The 22,254-nt window shown below is 41.9% G+C and carries 20 protein-coding genes; 10 read left to right on the top strand and 10 right to left on the bottom strand.

Going from position 1 to position 22,254, the window contains the following annotated elements:
- Window positions 1–19: 19 nt before the first annotated feature.
- From J0X13_RS02140 to J0X13_RS02130, 3 genes are all read left to right on the top strand, one after another.
- The gene (locus J0X13_RS02140; RefSeq protein ID WP_013551418.1) at window positions 20–244 is read left to right on the top strand and encodes a DUF2795 domain-containing protein; all 225 of its coding nucleotides are present in this window, start codon (window positions 20–22) and stop codon (window positions 242–244) included.
- A gap of 135 nt (window positions 245–379) precedes the next feature.
- Window positions 380–3,742: a preprotein translocase subunit SecA gene (gene secA, locus J0X13_RS02135; protein WP_207069833.1), complete on the top strand. Its 3,363-nt coding sequence runs from the start codon at window positions 380–382 to the stop codon at window positions 3,740–3,742.
- Between the two features lie 162 nt (window positions 3,743–3,904).
- Window positions 3,905–5,125: a sensor histidine kinase gene (locus J0X13_RS02130; RefSeq protein WP_207069832.1), complete on the top strand. Its 1,221-nt coding sequence runs from the start codon at window positions 3,905–3,907 to the stop codon at window positions 5,123–5,125.
- Between the two features lie 161 nt (window positions 5,126–5,286).
- Here J0X13_RS02130 and J0X13_RS02125 read toward each other — a convergent pair whose 3' ends face one another.
- Entirely contained in the window at window positions 5,287–5,523 is a 237-nt protein-coding gene (locus tag J0X13_RS02125) for a hypothetical protein (RefSeq protein WP_207069831.1), read from the bottom strand.
- A 401-nt stretch (window positions 5,524–5,924) separates the two neighbouring features.
- On the opposite strand from J0X13_RS02125, the gene msrA reads away from it, so the two are divergent.
- Window positions 5,925–6,620 carry a peptide-methionine (S)-S-oxide reductase MsrA gene (msrA, locus tag J0X13_RS02120; RefSeq protein ID WP_207070786.1) on the top strand — a complete coding sequence of 232 codons (696 nt, stop codon included), beginning with the start codon at window positions 5,925–5,927 and terminating at the stop codon, window positions 6,618–6,620.
- 84 nt (window positions 6,621–6,704) lie between these two features.
- Here the strand turns inward: msrA and J0X13_RS02115 are convergent, their stop codons facing one another.
- The 4 genes from J0X13_RS02115 to J0X13_RS02100 form a co-directional block, all read right to left on the bottom strand.
- The gene (locus J0X13_RS02115; protein ID WP_207069830.1) at window positions 6,705–8,165 is read right to left on the bottom strand and encodes a hypothetical protein; all 1,461 of its coding nucleotides are present in this window, start codon (window positions 8,163–8,165) and stop codon (window positions 6,705–6,707) included.
- Entirely contained in the window at window positions 8,137–8,739 is a 603-nt protein-coding gene (locus J0X13_RS02110) for a hypothetical protein (RefSeq protein ID WP_207069829.1), read from the bottom strand. The genes J0X13_RS02115 and J0X13_RS02110 overlap by 29 nt, the downstream gene beginning before the upstream one ends.
- A complete protein-coding gene (locus J0X13_RS02105; protein WP_207069828.1) occupies window positions 8,729–9,265 on the bottom strand; it encodes an RNA polymerase sigma factor in 537 nt (178 codons plus the stop codon). Before J0X13_RS02105 ends, J0X13_RS02110 begins: the two co-directional genes overlap by 11 nt.
- A gap of 151 nt (window positions 9,266–9,416) precedes the next feature.
- A complete protein-coding gene (locus tag J0X13_RS02100; protein ID WP_207069827.1) occupies window positions 9,417–9,842 on the bottom strand; it encodes an Ohr family peroxiredoxin in 426 nt (141 codons plus the stop codon).
- Between the two features lie 210 nt (window positions 9,843–10,052).
- Between J0X13_RS02100 and meaB the strand changes: the two genes are divergently transcribed.
- The 3 genes from meaB to J0X13_RS02085 are packed head-to-tail and all read left to right on the top strand — an operon-like array spanning window position 10,053 to window position 12,947.
- Window positions 10,053–11,096 carry a methylmalonyl Co-A mutase-associated GTPase MeaB gene (gene meaB, locus J0X13_RS02095; protein ID WP_207069826.1) on the top strand — a complete coding sequence of 348 codons (1,044 nt, stop codon included), beginning with the start codon at window positions 10,053–10,055 and terminating at the stop codon, window positions 11,094–11,096.
- 35 nt (window positions 11,097–11,131) lie between these two features.
- On the top strand, window positions 11,132–12,094 hold the full coding sequence (locus J0X13_RS02090) for a glycosyltransferase family 2 protein (protein ID WP_207069825.1): 963 nt from the start codon (window positions 11,132–11,134) through the stop codon (window positions 12,092–12,094).
- The gene (locus tag J0X13_RS02085) at window positions 12,075–12,947 is read left to right on the top strand and encodes a lysylphosphatidylglycerol synthase transmembrane domain-containing protein (protein ID WP_207069824.1); all 873 of its coding nucleotides are present in this window, start codon (window positions 12,075–12,077) and stop codon (window positions 12,945–12,947) included. The genes J0X13_RS02090 and J0X13_RS02085 overlap by 20 nt, the downstream gene beginning before the upstream one ends.
- Here the strand turns inward: J0X13_RS02085 and J0X13_RS02080 are convergent.
- The 5 genes from J0X13_RS02080 to mazG form a co-directional block, all read right to left on the bottom strand.
- A complete protein-coding gene (locus J0X13_RS02080) occupies window positions 12,944–14,602 on the bottom strand; it encodes an ArnT family glycosyltransferase (RefSeq protein ID WP_207069823.1) in 1,659 nt (552 codons plus the stop codon). The genes J0X13_RS02085 and J0X13_RS02080 overlap by 4 nt on opposite strands.
- Complete coding sequence (locus J0X13_RS02075) at window positions 14,599–15,168, bottom strand: phosphatase PAP2 family protein (protein ID WP_207069822.1); 570 nt, start codon at window positions 15,166–15,168, stop codon at window positions 14,599–14,601. Before J0X13_RS02075 ends, J0X13_RS02080 begins: the two co-directional genes overlap by 4 nt.
- Entirely contained in the window at window positions 15,168–15,395 is a 228-nt protein-coding gene (locus J0X13_RS02070) for a DUF8828 family protein (protein ID WP_207069821.1), read from the bottom strand. The genes J0X13_RS02075 and J0X13_RS02070 overlap by 1 nt, the downstream gene beginning before the upstream one ends.
- A 37-nt stretch (window positions 15,396–15,432) precedes the next feature.
- On the bottom strand, window positions 15,433–16,800 hold the full coding sequence (locus J0X13_RS02065) for an MATE family efflux transporter (protein ID WP_207069820.1): 1,368 nt from the start codon (window positions 16,798–16,800) through the stop codon (window positions 15,433–15,435).
- An 81-nt stretch (window positions 16,801–16,881) separates the two neighbouring features.
- Window positions 16,882–17,655, bottom strand: coding sequence for a nucleoside triphosphate pyrophosphohydrolase (mazG, locus tag J0X13_RS02060; protein WP_207069819.1), 774 nt, complete (start codon window positions 17,653–17,655; stop codon window positions 16,882–16,884).
- 105 nt (window positions 17,656–17,760) lie between these two features.
- Here mazG and bglX point away from each other — a divergent pair, with 105 nt between their 5' ends.
- From bglX to J0X13_RS02045, 3 genes are read left to right on the top strand one after another with little or no spacing between them, the layout of a single operon-like run.
- The gene (gene bglX / locus J0X13_RS02055) at window positions 17,761–20,016 is read left to right on the top strand and encodes a beta-glucosidase BglX (protein ID WP_207069818.1); all 2,256 of its coding nucleotides are present in this window, start codon (window positions 17,761–17,763) and stop codon (window positions 20,014–20,016) included.
- Window positions 20,017–20,025: 9 nt separating this feature from the next.
- Window positions 20,026–20,664: a GDSL-type esterase/lipase family protein gene (locus J0X13_RS02050; protein ID WP_207069817.1), complete on the top strand. Its 639-nt coding sequence runs from the start codon at window positions 20,026–20,028 to the stop codon at window positions 20,662–20,664.
- A 54-nt stretch (window positions 20,665–20,718) separates the two neighbouring features.
- Window positions 20,719–22,254 carry a beta-N-acetylhexosaminidase gene (locus tag J0X13_RS02045; protein ID WP_207070785.1) on the top strand — a complete coding sequence of 512 codons (1,536 nt, stop codon included), beginning with the start codon at window positions 20,719–20,721 and terminating at the stop codon, window positions 22,252–22,254.

Raw genomic sequence — 22,254 nt, 5'->3', positions numbered from 1 at the left:
TATAAATCAAACCGTTACTATGTACTGGACTTTAGAACTAGCTTCATATTTAAGTGATGCGCCTTGGCCAGCAACCAAAGACGAACTGATAGATTACGCCATTCGAACAGGAGCGCCGTTGGAAGTTGTAGAAAATTTACAATCGATGGAGGAAGAAGGAGGCGAGATATACGAGTCAATTGAAGAAATCTGGCCCGATTATCCCACCGAAGAGGACTATCTCTGGAACGAGGATGAATATTAGATTCGAAAAACACAAACCACGTTAAAAAGTCTCATTTGAGGCTTTTTTTTATGTAATTTTGGCAGCCTAGCGTAAGAATTCCATCGTAATCCCATCAATGGAACAGCTTTTGACAATCATAAGAAAAAATATTTCATGAGTTTTATTAATTCCGTACTAAAGGTATTCGTAGGAGATAAATCGGAGAAGGATGTAAAGTCCCTACAACCTTTAGTGAAAGAGATAAAATCCTTTGAACAAGCGCTCGAAGGATTGTCACATGACGAACTGAGACAAAAAACCACCGCGTTCAAGGCCAAAATAGCTGAGGATTGCAAAGAGGTAAACGATAAAATAGCTGAGTTAAAGGCAGAGGTCGAAAATTCCAATGATATTGACCGCAACGAGGAAATCTACTCAGAAATCGACAAGCTCAACGAAGAAGCATACACAATTTCCGAGAAAACATTAAACGATATACTGCCGGAAGCCTTTGCTGTGGTCAAGGAAACCGCCAAGCGATTTGCCGCTAACGAAACCCTTACCGTTACAGCAAGCGAATTCGACCGAGTACTATCGGGCGATAAGGACTACGTATCGTTGGAAGGTGACAAAGCGGTTTGGCAGAACTCATGGGATGCCGCAGGAAAGGAAGTCACCTGGGACATGGTACACTATGATGTGCAGCTCATCGGTGGTATAGCCCTACACCAAGGTAAAATTGCCGAGATGCAAACGGGTGAAGGTAAAACATTGGTAGCCACGCTTCCACTCTATCTCAACGCATTGGTGGGCAAAGGAGCACACTTGGTAACGGTTAACGATTATTTGGCGAAAAGGGATAGCGCATGGATGGCCCCGATATTCGAGTTCCACGGGCTTTCTGTAGATTGTATTGACAAGCACAAACCCAACTCCGATGGGAGAAGAGCTGCCTACAATGCCGATATTACCTATGGAACCAACAACGAATTCGGGTTTGATTATCTGCGAGACAACATGGCGCACACTCCCGATGATTTGGTACAGCGACCACACCACTACGCTATTGTGGATGAGGTGGATTCCGTATTGATCGATGATGCACGTACCCCGTTGATCATTTCAGGGCCGGTACCCGAAGGTGACCGTCATGAATTCAACGAACTCAAACCACAGGTCTCCAACATTGTTCAAAAACAACGTCAGCATTTGACAGGTGTTTTGGCAGAGGCCAAAAAGCTTATTAAAGAAGGGAATACCAAAGAAGGTGGTTTCCTTTTACTACGTGTACATCGCGGTCTTCCAAAAAACAAGGCACTCATCAAGTTTTTGAGTGAGGAGGGCGTTAAGCAATTGCTTCAGAAAACTGAAAACTTCTACATGCAGGACAACAATAGGGAAATGCCCAAAGTGGACGAGGACCTATTATTTGTCATCGATGAAAAGAACAATCAAATAGAGCTTACCGATAAAGGAGTGGAATATATCTCCACAGACCAGGACAAAGAATTTTTTGTGATGCCCGATATCGGAAGTGAGATTGCTAAAATCGAGAGTCAAGACCTTGAAATAGAAAAAGAAGCTGAGCTCAAAGAAGAGCTCTTTAAGGATTTTGCGGTAAAAAGCGAGCGTATCCATACCATGACCCAGTTGTTGAAAGCATATACACTCTTCGAAAAAGATGTGGAATATGTGGTAATGAACAACAAGGTAATGATCGTGGACGAGCAAACTGGCCGTATTATGGACGGTCGTAGGTACTCGGACGGACTCCACCAAGCCATTGAGGCCAAGGAGAACGTAAAAATCGAGGCCATGACCCAGACTTTTGCGACCATTACACTCCAGAATTACTTTAGAATGTACAATAAGCTGTCCGGTATGACAGGTACAGCAGTAACGGAAGCAGGGGAGTTCTGGGAAATCTATGAGTTGGATGTCATGGAAATTCCAACCAATAGACCCATTGCCCGTGACGACAGACAAGATTTGATCTACAAGACGAAACGGGAAAAATATAATGCCATCATCGACGAGGTTACCAAGCTTTCGCAAGCAGGAAGACCTGTGTTGATCGGTACCACTTCCGTTGAGATTTCCGAGTTACTGTCCAAACTATTGAGTGTCCGTAAGGTTCCTCATAATGTATTGAACGCAAAACTCCACAAAAAAGAAGCGGATATCGTAGCCGAAGCAGGTAAAGGTGGCGTAGTGACCATTGCAACCAACATGGCAGGTAGGGGTACCGACATTAAACTGTCCCCAGAAGTAAAAGAAGCAGGAGGTTTGGCCATTATTGGTACAGAGCGCCACGATTCCAGACGTGTGGACAGACAGTTGAGAGGTCGTTCTGGACGTCAGGGAGATCCTGGTAGCTCGCAGTTCTACGTTTCCTTGGAAGATAACCTGATGCGTTTGTTCGGATCGGACCGTGTGGCCAAAATGATGGACCGCATGGGCTTGGAAGATGGTGAAGTGATCCAACACTCCATGATGACCAAGTCCATCGAACGTGCCCAGAAAAAAGTGGAGGAGAACAACTTTGGTATCCGTAAACGTTTGTTGGAATACGATGACGTAATGAACGCCCAACGTGAAGTGATCTACAAGAGAAGAAGACACGCATTGGAGGGTGAACGCTTAAAAGTGGACATCGCCAATATGATCTACGATACTTGTGAAACTATCGCGGAGACCAACAAAATGGCAGATGATTACAAGAACTTTGAGTTCGAGCTCATCAAATATTTCTCCATTACTTCACCGATCAGTGAAGAGGATTTCAAGAAAATGAGCTTCCAACAAATCGCCAATAAAATCAACGATGAAGCCTACGACTTCTACAAACAAAAAATGGAACGTAGTGCCACCGTTGCCTTCCAGGTCATCAAAAAGGTTTACGAAGATGAGTCCAACAAGTTCGAACGCATTGTAGTTCCCTTTACGGACGGCATCAAATCCTTAAATGTTGTGACCAACTTGGAGAAGGCCTACAATACTGACGGTAAGCAGTTGATCACTGATTTTGAGAAAAACATTACGCTGGCCATCATCGATGATTCTTGGAAAACCCACTTGCGTAAAATGGACGAATTGAAACAGTCCGTGCAATTGGCCGTCCACGAACAAAAAGATCCATTATTGATCTATAAGTTCGAGGCTTTTGAGCTTTTCAAGGAGATGATGGACAAGGTAAACCGTGAAGTGATATCCTTCCTTTTCAAAGGAGAATTGCCTTCCGAAAATACCGCTCAAATTCAAGAAGCCAGAAACGTTCGCAGACCAAAGGAAAATATCCAGACCTCAAAAGAGGAAATTCCGAACAGCGACGAATTGGCCGCTCAGAACAGAGCTGCTGGTCAAACACAAGGACAACGTCCACAAGTAACCGAAACCATTGTTCGCGAAAAGCCAAAAATTGGCAGAAACGAAAGGGTGACCATCAAAAATGTGATGTCCGGCGAAAGCAAAACCGTAAAATACAAGCAGGCGGAGCCCTTGATAGATAAAGGAGAGTGGGTTTTAGTGAATGACTAAAACCAACATAAACAAAACCTACAAAGTGGCAGTTATTAAAGCTGCCACTTTTTTTATATCAAAAACATAGTTAGATTTACACTATTAAACACCCCATGCAAACTTTCTTGCCACACCCAAATCAACCCAAGGTCGTAAGAAAGTTAACAATCAGCGCAGTATATGAATATTCCTGTTAAGGATAAATATCGGTTACAAGACAAGATTGATTTGATACTGAAGGTTAATTACAATTCATCCTTCTTTGCTGCCATTTTTGGATTGGTATGTTTTTTCTTTTTGGATATAAAAGGAATAATCACCTACACCTTTATAGGATATGCAATCCTAAACCTATTGAATACATTGCTTTATCAAAAGCACCATAAGTTAACACTCACTTATAATCTAACCTCCATCCTATCCATGATAGGTGCCATAATTATAACCATTTACAGTGGCGGCATAGAAAGTCCCTTTATTTTTGTTTTGGCCATAATTGTTTTTGCAGGATATGTAACGACGAAGGTTTTTGGTCAATTATACCTTATTATAAATTTGGCGATTCTCACGCTTCTCTTCCTTTATGACACTGGTGATTTCAGAATATCCGAGAATACGGTACCATTGGAGTCCAGAAATTGGTTTGCCTATTTGAGTATAGTTTTCGCCGTGTATCTTCTTGGCGGTGTTTTTGGCAAGAATCTTCTAAGGGCACACCATAGACTATACAAATCCCGCAACGAGATTCAAGAGCGCATCGAAGAGAAAGAAACACTTTTAAAAGAAGTTCACCACAGGGTGAAAAATAATCTCCAGACCGTTTCCAGCCTTTTAAGCCTGCAGTCCAGAGCTATTGACGACAGCAAAATCAGCAGTATCATAAAAAGCAGCCAAAACCGTGTTGTTTCAATGGCAATGGTACACGAAATGTTGTATAAACGGGATGATTACCTTTCAAAAATAGAACTGGAGCCCTACGTAAAAGAACTTTGTGATTATTTGGTACGTTCTGTAAAAGGAAGCAATCGTAATGTTAAGGTGAATTTGGACATAGCCGATTACAAGCTAAGTATAGACACCGTAATCCCTTTGGGCTTGATTATTAATGAAACCATTACCAATGCCTTAAAATATGGCATCACAGAAGGTAACGATGGAGAAGTACATATCTCGGTAGAAAAATTAGATGAAAACCGTTACAAAATGTATTTAGGCGACAATGGTGTTGGATATTCGGAGGAAATAAACCCAAAAACCTCCAATTCTTTGGGATTAAAGCTTATTTATAACCTAGCTCGCCAACTTAGGGGATCTATTAGTCGAGACTATTCAAAGAAGGGCACCCACTACTGTATCGAGTTCGAAGAGGTCATTGAAGAATTCAACTCTGTGGACTCATAGATAAAAAAAAGGCCGGCTCAACACCGACCTGTCCTAATATATTCCAATATAAACTTAAACTTCTATACTTTTTCTTTCTCGAAAGGAAAAGGCAATACTTGCCAAAACAAAGGCAACACTAAGAAACAACACGAAGGGCACTAAAATATCCACTATCATAATTATGCCAATTTAGCTCTGTTTTTTTTAGTCTTAAAAGAAAGCTCCTTTTTAATACGGGAGTTTTTAAACTTGTACAACCTTACCATTCTTGTATCCTGTTTGATAGTATCGTTGATATCGATATTCAACTCAACACCTTCAGAAATAGCATCGACTTTAATTTCTTTGGAAATATCTTGGGCAGAAGCCATAGTTCCGAAAAAAGTTAGTGCGATAATGGTGAAAATTGTCTTCATGTCTTTGTTTTGTTTTACGATGTAAAATTACTTTCGCGAACAAGTTCAACTCGATTTCCATCGCTCAATGACGCTTTTCTTTCGGTGAATAATTTTTTTTCGGATGAAGTGTTTTTTATCCTCGACGAACGTTTTTGAGCTTAAAAACAACATACCGAACGCATGTGCATTTCATCGATCATTCATCATTTTGATCCTTTGTAACTAATTGAGGATCAATTATTTATTTGTAGGAAAAGGATTATAATTTTGTAGATTTGTGTAGGAAAAAACAACTAAAAATGATAAATATCAATTATAACCTTCAGCGGTATTTTGAAACCCAAATTGGATGATTAACATTTTTTAACGGCCTACCGAGTAATTGTTGTTATCTTATTGCTACTAAACAAGAAACTAAAATAAAAATCGTGAGAACTCCATTTTTAATTCTACTCTTATTGGCATCGGTAAGTTGCCAACCCAAAAACAAATCCAACAAGCAAGAAGTGGCCCAAAAGGAAGAATCCAAAACCCATATGGCAACTAAATTGAGCGCAGAGCAACTCCAAGAATATGAGACCGCATATTTTGCCAGTGGATGCTTCTGGTGCGTGGAAGCCATTTTTGAGAGCGTTAAGGGCGTTAAAGAAGTTTATTCGGGTTATTCAGGTGGTTCGGAAAAAAATCCGACCTACGAAGAGGTTTCTTATGGCAGGACGCATCATGCGGAAGCTGTGGAAGTTTATTACGACCCCAATGTTATATCTTTCAGACAATTGGTGCAGGTGTTCTTTGGTTCGCACGATCCAACAACACTTAACCGACAGGGACCCGATCGTGGTGCCCAATACCGATCTATCGCCTTTTACAAAAACGAGGAGGAGAAGAAGATTATACAAGATTATATTAGCTTACTCGAGTCTGAGAATGCCTATGGCGACCGTGCTATAGTAACGGAGGTGACCCCTTTCGAAAAATTTTATATGGCAGAAGGATACCATCAGGACTACGAAAAGCGAAATCCCAACAACAGTTATATCAGAAATGTTTCGATTCCGAGACTAAATCGTTTCAAAGAAAACTTTAAATCCTACCTTAAAGAAGATGCTCACTGATAAATGACTTGGTGGATTACGGTCGTTGAAGAGTTATATAGACCAATAGGTTCGAGGTGGTTCCTTGGGACTGGTGCAACAAGACTAGTTCTTTAGAACCACCTCGCTGAATTTGGAGTTGATGGTAATGGTTTTCCCATCATTCTTACTAATGTTATACCCTGTGTGCAAATTGGCCCCTTGTTTTTTGGTGGATGTCAACTTCAATGTTTTTGGGTATTTAAATCCCGAAGTTGTTTCGTTCACCGAGATAGCATAAGGTGCTTCTGGAAGTTTGCAATCCAACTCCCCATTTTCCATAGAAATGTCAATGGTATTAAATCCGTTTGCCACCTCATCAATGGTCAATGCCCCGAAATTATTGGTCACCAATGCCTTGCTGTCCAATCTACCAATAACCACATTGGATGATATCGAATTCAGTTTTAGTTCCTTGACCTCCTTTAAATTGATCTTTTCGGAATAATGCGTGCTAAGGCTGCCATAGTTCCAATTTTGCACTACGACCGGGGAATACGATACTCGAATATCGGTATTGGTACCTTCAATGGTTGAGGCAAGCAAGCTTGCGTAGGACAAGCTTGCATTGATGTTTTTGGCATTTTCCGCCAATTTTACCTCACCGTGGCGTACATTCATATTCACCTTAATGTACTTCGGCATTTTGATGATGATTCGTTTTTTGACCTTATACTCTTTATGTTTCCCGTCAGTTGAAAAATAGAACACATTTGGACTTCCATGAATGGTCCTTGCCTCTTCGCGCAGCTGCTTTCTAAGCTCCGCCTGCTCTTCCCTGATCTCTACTTGCTGAGCACGGATCTCTTCTCTTTGCTCTTTCATTCGCTCCTGCATTTCTTCACGGACTTTTTCGCGCTCTTCACGGAGTTTTTCCCGTTCTCCCCTCAGCTCTTCACGTCGCGCTTCACGCTCCTCTGCCATTTTTTCCATCTCTTCGCCCCATTTCTCAAAACGCTCCTTGTATTCTTTATCAAACGTCTTATCGAACTTCTTCTTCCATTCCTTCATGTATTTGTCACCATCCTTTTTATAAGCGTCGTAATCAAACTCAATTGGAGGCAATGGTGGCATGGGCGGCATTGAAGACATTACCGCGATTTCTGGAATCACAATTTCAGAGATTTCAGGGATTTCAACATTGGCAATAATCTCGGCGACCGAAGGCATTTCAGGAATATCGATATTCACCGTTCTAAAATCGTAAGCATAATTGGGACCTGCACCCTCTGTGCTAATCTCTATTTCTTTGCTGTTTCCCATTATTTTGACCAAATCCCGCTCAAAATAAGAATCTGCCTCCTCCTGGTCCACTCCTTCCAGCTCAATTACCGCCGTAATCTCTACCTGATCTTTGTTCCAAGTATCGAACTCAATGTCCGCATAGCTGGTGTTGATGTTCAACTCAGTGTCCTTATCGACATTGAAGGTTTCCTTGTAGGTTTTGGACTTCTCCTGCGCTTGGCCGGTAAATCCAACCAAGGCAAGAAGCAATCCGCTAAACAATATTTGATGATTCCTGTTCATTTTTTGATGATTTTAATTGATTCAACTTTGATTTTAACTTTTGCAACAACTGTAACCGTAGTTGTAGGTTATTGATCAAGGCACCTATGGTTTGATCATTGGGGCCCAATTCGTTCAACTCTTGGTTCAGCCTTTGGTATTCCTTGTTAAGTTCTGCCAACCGATCCATATAGCTGTCCACAAGCTCCTTATTTCCCGGATCATCGGCCAATTCGGACAGCTGGAGATTGATGTTGGTGGTATAATAGGTTTCTATCTTTTTTAAGTCAGGGGACAAATCCCCTAAAGAGATGCCCTGGGCCTCTTTACTTGGATTGTCCCGATCTACAACCGTTATTTTTTCTTCTGGATCAACTGTTCCTCCATTACTGTTAAAATAATAGAAGGACAACCCCACAGCTACCACAACAGAAGCAGCAATCTGCATCCACAGGGAAATCACCTTTCGTTTGGGCGGGTCCTTGGGCAGCTCTTCTTCCAGCTTGGCAAAAAAACGGTCTTCATGCCCCTCCTTCATGTTAAAGCTTTTCTGCTCCCTTTCTTTTTCAAATAATTTTCTAAGATCACGTGCCATAAGCCAAATCTTTTAATTTCTCTTTCAATTGTGCCTTTCCTCTCAGTAATCGGGTCCGCGATGCAGTTTCCGTGATGCCCAAAATCCCGGCTATCTCAGCATGATCGTAACCTTCCACTAAAAACAGTTGCACAACATATCTATATTTTTGAGGCAGTTCCTCGATGGCCTCCTTCACTTGTTCAATGGAGATTCCTTCCTCCACGGACCAGTCATCCTCTTCGGCCACCTGCAAACAACTCTCATTGAGTTCCACTGTTCGTTGATGTTTCGATTTTAAAAAATCGATACTGCCATTCACTACAATTCTTTTCAACCAAGCCCCGAACGTAACATCTCCCTTAAATTGCTCTATCCGCTGAAATGCTTTTATAAAAGAATCTTGTAACACGTCCTCCGCATCATCTGCGTTTTTAAGAAAGCGCATAGCCACACAGAACATACCATCGCAATACTGACGGTATAGTTTCATTTGTGCCTGGCGGTCGTCCGCCTTGCACTTTTCTACAAGCTCGATATGGAGCACACTTGGTTCTATGTCTGGCTTTTTAGTTGTTCTGTATTAATGACGATGCAAAAAATGCAACGTTGCAAATTAGGGAGTTTTTAGCGCATTTTTAACAAAAAAAACCCCGCTGATGTTTTCAACGGGGCTCATAATTAAAAGGTTACGTTACTTATTCGTCCATCAACAAATTTAAGTGCACGGTAATATTATCGCGTGTAGCCTTGCTGTATGGACAGATTTCATGGGCGTCTTTCATCAAAGTTTCTCCCATTTCTTTGTCCACTGTAGGCAAGTAGGCATCCAATGTAGCTTCCAAGAAAAAGCCTTCTTCTTCTGTATTGAGGGCTATGGTGGCCGTTACACTGAAATCGCCTAAATCCTCAATGCCATGTTCCTTGGCAACAGCTTGCAGACCTGCCCCATAGCAACTGGAATATGCAGCTGCAAAAAGTTCTTCCGGATTTGTTGATTTTGGGTCGGTTTTTCCTTTGGAGGTAGGCATGCTGATGGCATAATCCAAAACGTCGTCTTCGCTCTTCACGTGTCCAGACCTTCCTCCTGTATTAGTGGCCTTGGCCTCAAAAATAGTCTTCATCTTTTAAATGTTTATAGGTTCGTTACAACCAGCACCTCAAGGGTAACTGATTATGGAATCAAAAGGTAGCAATTTGTGGGCGGATGTCTGCTTAAACAGGTATTAAATTTTTGTGAAATGGAGGAATCAAAAAGTAAGCTGTATTCCCATTCCAGTTCCCATAAACCCGTAAAATCTTTATAAATTCGTATAAACCGATGACCCATACCTTTGGCAAACAACAAAAAAACACCCTCGGACACCATTTCCAAAATCAAGGCACTCAGAAAAAAAGAACTTTCTGCCGATGCCCTGGCACAAGGCATTTTTGATGGTAACAAGGCCATGCTTGCCAAAGCCATAACCCTTTTGGAAAGCACCAGAACGGCCCATTTTGAAAAAGCCAATGCTGTTATTGAAAAGTGTCTGTCCAGACCTACCGATAGTATTCGTTTGGGAATTACGGGGGTTCCTGGTGTTGGTAAGAGTTCGTTTATAGAAACTTTGGGCAAAACTTTGACCGAAAAAGGCAACAAAGTGGCCGTTTTGGCCGTGGACCCGACCAGCTCCCTGAGCAAGGGAAGCATTTTAGGGGACAAAACCCGAATGGAAACCTTGGCCAAGGACCCCAATGCCTTTATCCGTCCCTCCCCTTCAGGCACCTCTTTGGGCGGTGTAGCACAGAAAACCCGAGAAAGTATCATGCTCTGCGAAGCTGCAGGATACAATGTAATCCTAGTAGAGACCGTAGGGGTTGGCCAAAGTGAAATTGCCGTGCACAGTATGGTGGATTTTTTCCTTCTGCTGAAATTATCGGGTGCCGGCGACGAGCTCCAAGGTATAAAAAGAGGTATTATGGAAATGGCCGACGCCATAGCCATCAATAAAGCGGATGGCAGTAATTTAGAACACGCCAAGCTAGCTGTGACCGAGTTTTCCAGGGCATTGCACCTGTATCCGCCCAAAGCGAACGGCTGGACACCCAAAGTAATGAAGTGTTCCGCATTGGAGAAAACAGGGATTGCAGAAATCTGGGAAATGGTGCAGCAATTTGTGGAACACAATAAGGAAAATGGCTTTTTTGAAAAGAACCGACAACAACAAAACAAAAACTGGTTCCTTCAGACCGTGGACGAATACATCAAACAATTTTTCCATCAAAAGAAAACTTTTAAAACCGAACAAGGCAAGTTGTTGACCGAAATTGAAGAAAATAAAATTTCACCGTTTTACGCCGCAAAAATCCTATTGGACAAGATTACCAAGGAACTTTAAATAAAAGCAATAAATTTGCACAGATTATATACTGAATGAGCGCTATCACCGATTCCCTTTTATCCATTGTGGTTCCTTTGTACAACGAGGAAGACAACGTGGTTCTTTTGACCCAAAAAATCAACGAAAGCCTTGAAGGGTACAATTACCAAATTGTATATGTGGACGATTTTTCCACCGATAAAACCCGAATAAAAGTTAAGGAAATGGATGATAAAAGGGTCCATTTGATTGAATTGAAAAAGAACTACGGACAAAGTTTGGCCCTAGCTGCGGGAATTGACTATGCCGAAGGTGAATACATCATTACTATGGACGGCGACCTCCAAAACGATCCGTCCGATATTCCAAATATGCTGCAATATGCCACTACAGAGGAATACGATGTAGTGACCGGAATCCGGCAGAAAAGAAAGGACTCCTTGGCAAAAAAAATACCCTCAAAAATCGCCAATTTTTTGGTACGCAGGGTAACTAAGCTGGATATCAAGGACAACGGTTGTGCACTCAAAGTTTTTACTAAGGACATTGCAAAAAGCCTGAATTTGTACGGTGAAATGCACCGTTTTATCACGCTTTTGGCCCATTTGGAAGGTGCACAGATCAAACAAGTTCCTGTAAAGCACCACGCTAGGCACGCCGGGGTTTCCAAATATGGTCTGGAACGTGTTTTTAAAGTAGTAGCCGACATGATGTTATTGCTTTTCATTAGAAAATACTTCCAACGTCCCATACACCTGTTCGGGATTTTTGGGGTGTTACTGGTCATTCTTGGAATCTTGATCAACGTGTATTTATTGATTGTGAAACTTGGATTCGGACAGGATATCGGTACTAGGCCCTTACTTATTTTCGGTATGATGTTCATTGTTGGTGGAATCCAATTGTTCACCATTGGGATTGTAATGGAACTCTTGATCCGTACGTATTACGAATCGCAACAAAAAAGGCCATATCGCATTAAAAAAATAAGCATAGGTGACGGAAAAGCTGCGTAAAAAGCTCCTAACCGCCCTAAAAATAATCGTTAGTGCGGTCCTGATCTACTTTATTTTCACCAAAATAGAGTTGAATGATGTGCTCAAAACCCTAAAAAAGAGCAATCCGTTCTATTTATTCTTGGCATTGCTGTTTTTTGTCTTTTCCAAAGTCTTATCAGCTTTTAGAACCAACCTGTATTTCCATCAAATCGGGGCAAAAGTTTCCCAATTGAGCAATTTGAAGCTCTATCTGTTGGGAATGTTTTACAATCTCTTTTTACCCGGTGGCATTGGTGGTGATGCCTACAAAGGCTACGTGATCCAAAAAGAATATCAACCGGGTACAAAAAAAGTGGTCTCCAGTTTGTTACTGGATCGCTTAAGCGGAATGCTGCTGCTTTTTGTTTATGCCTGTATGCTTGCTCTGCTATCCAAAAACGAGTTTTTCCAAAGCTTTTATTGGTTGATTGTAGTGGCCATTCCCTTGAGTGTAAATGTATTTTGGTTCGTAAACAAAACTTTTTTCTCCACTACCCTGCCCATATTTTGGCAATCAGTTGGCTTTTCCGCCCTGGTCCAATTGGCACAATTAGTCTGTGTTCTGTTTATTTTGAAATCTTTGTCCGTTGATTTGGACACCGTTGAATACCTGTTTGTGTTTTTGGTCTCTTCGATTGTTTCTGTAATCCCGTTGACCATTGGGGGCATTGGAAGTAGGGAAGTTACGTTTTTATACGGAGCAAAATGGCTGGGATTGGATGAAAGCACCTCTATTGGAATCAGCTTTACTTTCTTTTTGATTACAGCCCTCACTTCGCTCCTCGGTGTATTCTACCATTTTAAAAAGCCAAAGCTGGATTCGGTGGATTAATCCAAATGCACCAAATGCATTTTGTTCAATTTGTCTTCACGGGTATTGGGGTTCAGGAACTTGATCTGTAAACGGGTAATTCGGAATTGGTCTACGGTTATTTGATCGTTCCAGACAATTTCTTTTTTCTGCAATTGCCCCAATTCACTGTCCGTGGCATATACCCAGACATCTTTCATGTTCTTCAAATCAGAGGTCGAAACAATATTGACAGGATCTTGATTGTAAAAATCCAAGGCCCAAGTGTGCCTTTCGTTTATCTTATAAATTTTACCGACAGGAATATTTCTTTCCTTTATCCTTTCTGCCATAGTGGAGCCACCCTGATATTCCAGTAATTTGGGATAAAAATGAGCATTCATCAATCCATTCAACAAAAGGGAACTAAAAATAGCCACGGTTACAATTTTGGAATAGGCATTTTCTTTGTTCAGAATGAAATAAGTTACCAAAAGGAGCGCTGTCAACAAGAACAAATAGCTGTACCAATGCCCCAATTTGAATACATAAAAGCTCACCAACAAAGCAAAGAACACCACGAGACCCAATATAAAATATTGGATGCCCAAAATAACCTTTGCCATCTTTAATTTTTCCCGTTGATGCAAAACATACAGGAAAGCCGCTGATAAAATCGCATACAAAGGCATCAGAATATTCATGTAGTGCGGCAATTTAAACTGTGCAAAACTGATGAGCAGGAATAAAATTGAAATACCGCCTACGGTCAAAAACTCCATATTGGGTCGGTAAGCGAACTTGACTTGCCAAAAAGCTTTTACCTTGGTCCAATAACCGATCAAGGCGAGAACGGTCCATGGCAGAAATACCCATAAAAAGGTGTGAAAGAAGAAGAAAAAGTCACTACTGTTCTTCCCGACCCCTTCTCCGCTCATACGTTCAAAGCTCTGTTCCCAAAAAATAAAGAAGATACCGCTACGATTGTCCTTGCCGCGGATTACTTTTTCGGGATGCAGATCAAACTGATGGTAATAAGCATACAACATGGGTGCAATGGTCAACCCAAAGACCAAAATGGCCACCAACACTCTCCAATTGAGCAATTTCTGCCATTTTCGGGTATAGGCCAAATGACAAATTATGGAAATACCGATCGCCACCAAGGCAATCTGCCCTTTAGTGGAAAATGCCATGCCTGCACCAAAAGCACCCAAGGCAATACTTTTCAGCGTGTTTTTCTCTATATAAGTAACCAATTGCCAGATGGAGAATATGGTAAATCCAGTTAAAACAGCATCGGTACGGACATCTATGTTGGCCAAGACCATGGTTTGGGCTGTCATAAAAATCAATGAGGCAAATCTACCTACGTCTTTGTTGTACAGCAATTTTCCGAGACCAAAGCAACTGTAAGCACCCAGTAGAGTGGACAAAATACCTGGGATTCGGTAGGCCCAATCGTGGATGCCGAATATTTTATAGGAAAGGGCGGCCAACCAGTAGTGCATATGTGGTTTGTCCAGATATTCCTCCGGTCCCTTGAATAAGCTCAGAAAATCATTTTCCTGAACCATTCGCATGGCCATTACCGCAAATTGGGCGGAGTCGTTCTCAAACAAGGTCACGAACATCCCGATGACGTATACCAACACGATCAATCCAATGTAAAACCAGTATCTGGCAGTCGAGATCATACCCCTGTTTTTTGGAAAGCAAATATAGCCAACTTGGCCCACAACCAACCAAAAAGCGAACCTACCAAGGCTCCTGTAAGTACATCCAACGGATAGTGCACACCGATGTAAATTCGGCTATAGGCAACAATGCAGGCCCAAAACAATAACACCCAAGAAATGTACTTTACCTTATTCTTGAACATCACGGTAAAGAAAATGGCTGGTCCAAAAGAGTTGGCAGCGTGAGCAGAAAAGTATCCGAATTGTCCTCCACAATAGCTTTTCACCAAACGCATTACGCTACTCACTTCAGGTTCATGACAAGGTCGAAGCCGACCAACACCATATTTAAAAAAATTGGACAGTTGATCGGTACAAGTGATCAGTAAAGCGATGGACACCAAAATAATCCCTGTCCCCTTCCATCCAAAATTTCGATAAGATAAATAAAGTAATAAGAGATAAAGCGGGGCAGAGTTTCTGGTCGTCGTCATGAACATCCAAAAACCGTCCCAAGTCTCGGTTCCCAGGCCGTTGAGAAACAAAAACAGTTCTTTATCGTAATGCAATAGCTGTTCCAGCATTATTGGTCGTATCTGGAGACTTCTCGATCATAAAAAGCGTTAGCGGCCTCAATCAAGTTTTCGGCCTCTTCCATTAAATCGGCTTCATCTTGTTTGGAGAATTCTTCCATCCATTCCACTTCATCATTTTCTAGATTGATGATGAACCGTGGGTATTCGGTATGGACAATAAAAATGGCCTCGGGATGATCCGTATTGTCGGCCAATAAAAATTTAGGTAGTTCCATGCGTTCATATTTTGATTCCACCCTTGTGGAAATCCTCTTAGTGTGCTATCAATTTTTTGGTCATAAAGTTGAATCGAAGATACAACATTACAGCCGATGCAGTAAGCCCCGACAACAATCCGATCCAAATCCCTGTACTTTCAAAACTTGTGTGCAATCCCAAATAATAACTGATGGGGAAACCAATCAACCAATAGGCGATAAAAGTTATCAGCGTAGGTATCCTGACATCCTGCAGCCCTCGCAAAGCTCCTAAAACAACCACTTGAAGTCCATCAGAAATCTGGAAAAAGGCTGCCACCAACAATAATTTGGCCGCAATAAAAATCACTTCGGTATTATCAGCTTGATTCGCAATATCGTCCACATCCAAATAAATGGTGGGGAACCAATGCCTTCCTAGCAGGAAAATGGCTGCGAAAGCTATTTCCACAAGAAGTGTAAGGAAAAACACCGACTCTGCGATTCGTTTTAACTCCATATAATTTCGAAGCCCTTTTTGGTTTCCTACACGGACTATCGCGGCAACGCTCAATCCCATGCCCACCATAAAGGTCATACTGCTCAAGTTCAAGGCAATCTGGTTGGCCGCTTGTGCATTTTTTCCCAGAACACCGCTCAACCAAATGGCCGCGGTAAAAATAGCTACCTCAAAAAACATCTGTAATGCGGATGGAAAACCAAGACTGACAATCTTCTTCATTACTTTTTTCTCAATTTCCCTAAAATTGAAATGGGTAACGTAGTATTCAAACTTCTTTTTTCGTTTCAGCAAGTACCAGATAAAAGCAACCATAATTACCCTCGATGCCAAAGTTCCCACCGCAGCTCCCACAACACCAAGTTTAGGGAATCCAAAAGAACCAAAAATGAAAAGATAGTTCAGCGTAATGTTCACCACGTTGGCCACTATGGTGGCGTACATGGGATATTTGGTCTGTGAGAGTCCCTCGGAGAATTGTTTAAAAGCCTGGAATATGATTAAAGGCACCAACGAAAATGCCACTAAATCCAAATAGGGCATGGCCAGCTCCACCACCTCGGGAGGCTGCTCCATATGATGCATCAAAGGCTTGGATATTTGAATCAGCCCAAAAAGGGACAGGCCCAATATGGTACAAAGTACCAAACCATGTTTTAAAGCGCTTTTGCCGGCCATTTGATCTTTTGCCCCATCTGCTTCGGCCACCAAGGGCGTAATAGCAGTGGAAAACCCAATTCCAAGGGACATTGCAATAAAAACAAAACTGTTCCCCAACGAAACGGCAGCCAGTTCCGCCGTACCCAATTGCCCCACCATAATATTGTCGGCAAAGGCCACAAATGTGTGCCCCAGCATCCCTAAAATAACGGGATAGGACAACTTAAGGTTATAGGCAAACTCTTTGGTGTAGTTTTGAAACACAGCGGATGTTTAAAAAGGATGGCAAATATAGATAGTTTGCCCACAATTTAGAGGGTCGGCAATGTTAGATAATGGATAAATTTACAACTGCTTCGCCTCTTCCCAGTATACATCCATTTCGGCCAAGGTCATGTCGCTCATGCGTTTTCCTGCTTCTTTGGCTTTTTGCTCCAAATATTGAAAGCGTTTGATAAACTTTTTATTGGTTCGTTCCAATGCATTTTCTGGGTTGATCTTTAAAAAACGGGCATAATTTACCATAGAGAATAGCACATCTCCGAATTCGGACTCCATTTGATCGGCATTATTGGCCTCCACCTCTTCTTGTAGCTCTCCCAACTCCTCTTTCAACTTCTCGAAAACCTGTTCAGGCCTTTCCCAATCAAAACCCACACCAGCCACTTTATCTTGAATTCTATTGGCTTTGACCAAGGACGGCAAACCATTGGGCACACCTTCGAGCACACTCTTTTTGCCTTCCTTAAGTTTAATGTTTTCCCAATTCTGCTTTACCTCCTCTTCATTCTCCACCTTCACATCACCATAAATATGCGGATGCCTGTTAATGAGCTTCTCACATATGCCGTTGGCCACATCGGCAATATCAAAATCCTGTGTTTCAGAACCAATTTTGGCATAAAAAACAATGTGCAACAAAATATCGCCCAATTCCTTTTTTACTTCATCAAGATCATTGTCCAGTATGGCATCGCCCAATTCATAAGTCTCCTCAATGGTCAAATGGCGAAGGGTTTGCATGGTCTGTTTTTTGTCCCATGGGCATTGTTCTCGCAATTCATCCATAATGGTCAAAAGGCGGTCAAAGGCTGCCAACTGTTCCGATCTAGTGTTCATGGCTTTTAATTTTGACCAAAAATACGAAGACCTCACATTAGGGCATGATAGAATTTTATCCTATTTTTATAAGTCCACAAATTAGCTTTATAACACGACCACAATATGAAAACCAAACAACGCTTTTTACTAATTCCACTCTTCGTTTTTTTACTCTCCAATAGTACGATTATGGGACAGAATACGACCATTGACCAGAAAGTGGATTCTCTTTTATCCTTAATGACCTTGGAAGAAAAGGTTGGTCAAATGAACCAATACAACGGATTTTGGGATGTTACCGGACCAGTTCCGGAAGAGGGAAATGCGGCCACAAAATATGAACATCTAAAGAAAGGCTGGGTTGGTTCCATGCTGAATGTAACGGGAACCGAAGAAGTAAGAAAGTTGCAAAAATTAGTTGTGGAGGAGTCCCGATTGGGAATTCCCATAATTTTCGGTTTCGATGTAATTCATGGATACAAGACTGTTGCACCGATACCTTTGGCCGAAGCTGCCAGCTGGGATTTGGAGGCCATTGCCAATTCGGCGAAAATTGCTGCAGATGAGGCTTCTGCGGTCGGTCTTAATTGGACTTTTGCCCCAATGGTGGATATTTCTCGAGATGCACGCTGGGGAAGGGTCATGGAAGGTGCGGGTGAAGACACCTACCTGGGGTCACAAATAGCCAAAGCAAGAGTTAAAGGTTTTCAAGGGGACGATTTATCCCAACCCAACACCATTGCTGCCTGTGCAAAGCACTTTGCCGCCTATGGATTTGTGGAAGCCGGTCGGGATTACAATACGGCGGATATAGGGACATCCACATTGTACAACGCCGTATTACCTCCTTTTGAGGCTGCCGTAAATGCCGATGTTAAAACAGTGATGAACGGATTCAACCTCCTTAATGGAATTCCCGTTACCGCAGATAAAAACCTGCAGCGCAATATTTTAAAGGATAAATGGGGTTTTGATGGTTTTGTCATATCTGATTGGGGATCCATAGGAGAGCTTGTTCCACACGGGTATGCAGAAGATTTGAATCATGCTGCTGAACTAGCGGCCAATGCCGGTTCCGATATGGATATGGAGTCCACGGCCTACATCACACATTTGGTGAACAATGTGAAAGAGGGTAAGGTCAGTGAAGAATACATTGATGATGCCGTTAAAAGAATACTCAAGGTAAAATATGAGCTTGGACTTTTTGATGACCCCTACAAATATTGTAATGAAGAAAGGGAAAAAGAAAGATTATACCACGAAGACCATCAAAAAGGTGTTTTGGATATGGCTAAAAAATCCATAGTGCTATTAAAAAATGAAGGAAACCTGCTTCCCATCAACAAAAACCAGAAAAAGATAGCGGTAATAGGAGAATTGGCAAATGACAACAATAGCCCACTGGGCAGCTGGCGAATAGGTTCGGATGACAATACAGCCGTAACTGTTTTGGAAGGTCTCAAAAAATACAATTCAAATATAACGTACAGCAAAGGACCTAAAGTGTTTAACAGCGACGCCAACTTTTTAATGGATGTTGAAGTAAACGAAACGGATACCAATGGGATGCAAGAGGCGGTAGCATTGGCAAAAGAATCAGACCTTGTGGTCATAGTATTGGGAGAACATGGATTTCAAAGTGGGGAAGGCCGAAGTAGAACGCAATTGGGCCTACCTGGTCTTCAATTGCAACTATTGAAAAAAGTTCATGAAGTAAATAAAAATGTAATCTTGATCCTAATGAATGGGCGGCCATTGACTTTACCATGGGAGGCAGAAAATATACCTGCTATTCTGGAAACTTGGCAACTGGGCACCCAAACCGGAAATGCCATTGCCGAGGTGGTTTTCGGTGACTACAACCCAAGCGGCAAACTGCCTATGACATTCCCAAGAAGCGTTGGACAAGTACCACTCTATTACAACCATTATAGCACCGGTAGGCCGAATTATCAGCCAAACGTATTTTGGTCGCACTACAGTGATGAGAAGAACACCCCTTTGTATCCATTTGGTTATGGACTGAGTTATACCGATTTTAGTTACTCTAATTTGGAAATAGATTCTTCAGATCAAGAAAACATAAAAGTTTCGGTTACCGTGACCAATACTGGAAAATTTGAAGGTGAAGAGGTTGTTCAATTGTATCTCCATGACAAAGTAGCCAGCGTGACAAGGCCCGTTAAGGAATTAAAAGGATTTCAAAAAATTAGTTTGGCCCCGAATAATTCTAAAAAAGTTACTTTTACCTTGACCGATAAAGAATTGGGATTCTACAACAACAATTATGAATTTGTAGTGGAACCCGGCGAATTTGGAGTAATGGTCGGTACCAATTCACAGGAAGGACTGGAAAACAGCTTCGTTAAAAAATAAACCAAAAGGATGCGATATTTTTTCGTACTATTTTTTACCCTGACCATATCCGCTCAGGCACAGTTGCCTTTTGATAAAGAGGTTGAACAGATACAAAAACGAAACGACTCATTATGGGACAAAACCAAAGAAACCATTGTTTTTACGGGAAGTTCCAGCATACGGTTTTGGGAAGATATCCAGGATAGGTTTCCAGAACATCAAGTACTGAACACCGGTTTTGGTGGGTCTCAATTTTCTGACCTTGAGCTTTATTTGGATGAACTTATCTTAAACTACAAACCCGTTAAAGTCTTCATTTATGAAGGTGACAACGATATTTTCGCCAAGAAGAGACCACGAAAAATATTGAAAAGGGCCGAACATATTCTGAACACGCTTCAACAGAGGAACCAGCATATGGAAATTGTTCTCATCTCTGCCAAACCGAGCATTTCCCGATGGAAGTATCGAGGTAGATACCGACGCTTGAACCGCAAATTGGACAGACTTGCATCCCAAAAAGAGGGGATTGAATTCGTGGATGTTTGGTATCCCATGTTGGACAAAAGAAAAGTAAAACAGGACATCTTTATTGAAGATGGACTCCACATGAACGATAAAGGTTACGACATCTGGTACGATGTTATTAAAAATTACATAGACTAAAACTAAACAAACGTGATTTACAGATCAATTTTGCTGTTCGTTGCAGTTATCTGCATGGCAGCTTGCCAAACCGAAAAAGAGGAAATCAATTTTCCCAAAACAGACCTAGCCAATGCTCCTTTGATTCCAAAACCCATAAAAACCATTCCTACGGGGAGTGCTTTTGGGCTGGATGCCAAAACCGCTATTTATACTTCGACGACAAATCCCGAATTTGAGAAAGTAGGGCAATTTTTAGCCGGGAACATAAAGTCCAAAACAGGACTTGATCTTGCTGTAAACGCAGCATCCGAAGATAATTTGGAGCGATTGATCTACATCAACCAATCCGATAGTGTGGATTTGGAAAGTCCTGAAGCCTATCAACTTTATATAAAAAGGGATTCTATTTTATTGAACGCTAAAACTGCCGCAGGTGCCTTTAGAGGTATACAGACCATTCGCCAGCTTATTCCGGAACAAAGTAATGACACGTTAACGGACCGTCCCATTTGGGTAATTCCATCGGGCAAGATCATGGATGCTCCAAAATACGGATATCGCAGTTCCATGTTGGACGTGTCCCGGCACTTTTTTACCGTGGATGAAGTCAAAAAATACATTGATGCCTTGGCATACTACAAATTCAACACATTGCATTTGCACCTATCCGATGATCAGGGATGGCGCATTGAAATTAAATCTTGGCCAAAACTTACTGAAGTTGGTGGTGCCAGCGAAGTTGGTGGCGGCGAAGGCGGATTTTACACGCAAGAACAATACAAAGACATTGTGGCCTATGCTGCGGACAGACATATTACCATTGTACCGGAAATTGATATGCCGGGACACACCAATGCGGCATCCTTGAGTTATCCCTTTTTGCATTATGCCGGGGCAGAAACTCCGCGGGTCAGAACCGACATGAAAGTAGGCTACAGCTCTTTTGATGCTAAAAAAGACACCGTTTACAGCTTTTTGGATGATGTGATCGGCGAGATTGCAGCGATGACACCTGGTCCCTATTTTCATATTGGTGGCGATGAAAGCCATGTAACCAAAAAGAGCGACTACATTCTTTTTGTGGAAAAAGTGGAAGAAATTGTGCAAAAGCACAACAAAAGAATGATTGGCTGGAACGAAATCGCACAGGCGGAACTCGACCCCAACTCCATTGCGCAACTCTGGAACGAACCTGAAAATGCTTTGAAGGCTGCTGAAAATGGTTCTAAAATTATAATATCGCCTGCCAAGAAGGCCTATTTGGACATGCAATACGATTCCATTTCGGAATACGGATTGCACTGGGCAGGTTACATCCCAGTCGATGTCGGGTACAAATGGGATCCGGAAACCTATGTTGAAGGGCTGGCCAAAGAAAATATTCTAGGAATTGAAGCTCCGCTATGGTCAGAGACCATTAGCAACGGATCCGAATTGGAATATTTGGCATTCCCAAGATTGATCGGATACGGCGAATTGGGATGGTCTCCAAGCGAACACCTTAATTGGGATGACTACAAAGAGCGCCTAGCTGCACAAGCTCCGTATTTGGAAGCCATGGAAATCAATTATTATCCAACAAAATTGGTGGATTGGAAAAAAGAATAG

The organism is [Muricauda] lutisoli (nom. illeg.) (genome assembly GCF_017313105.1).
Classification (GTDB): domain Bacteria; phylum Bacteroidota; class Bacteroidia; order Flavobacteriales; family Flavobacteriaceae; genus Flagellimonas; species Flagellimonas lutisoli.
The sequence above is the reverse complement of the archived record's forward strand: the minus strand, read 5'-3'. Positions and strand labels throughout refer to the sequence as shown.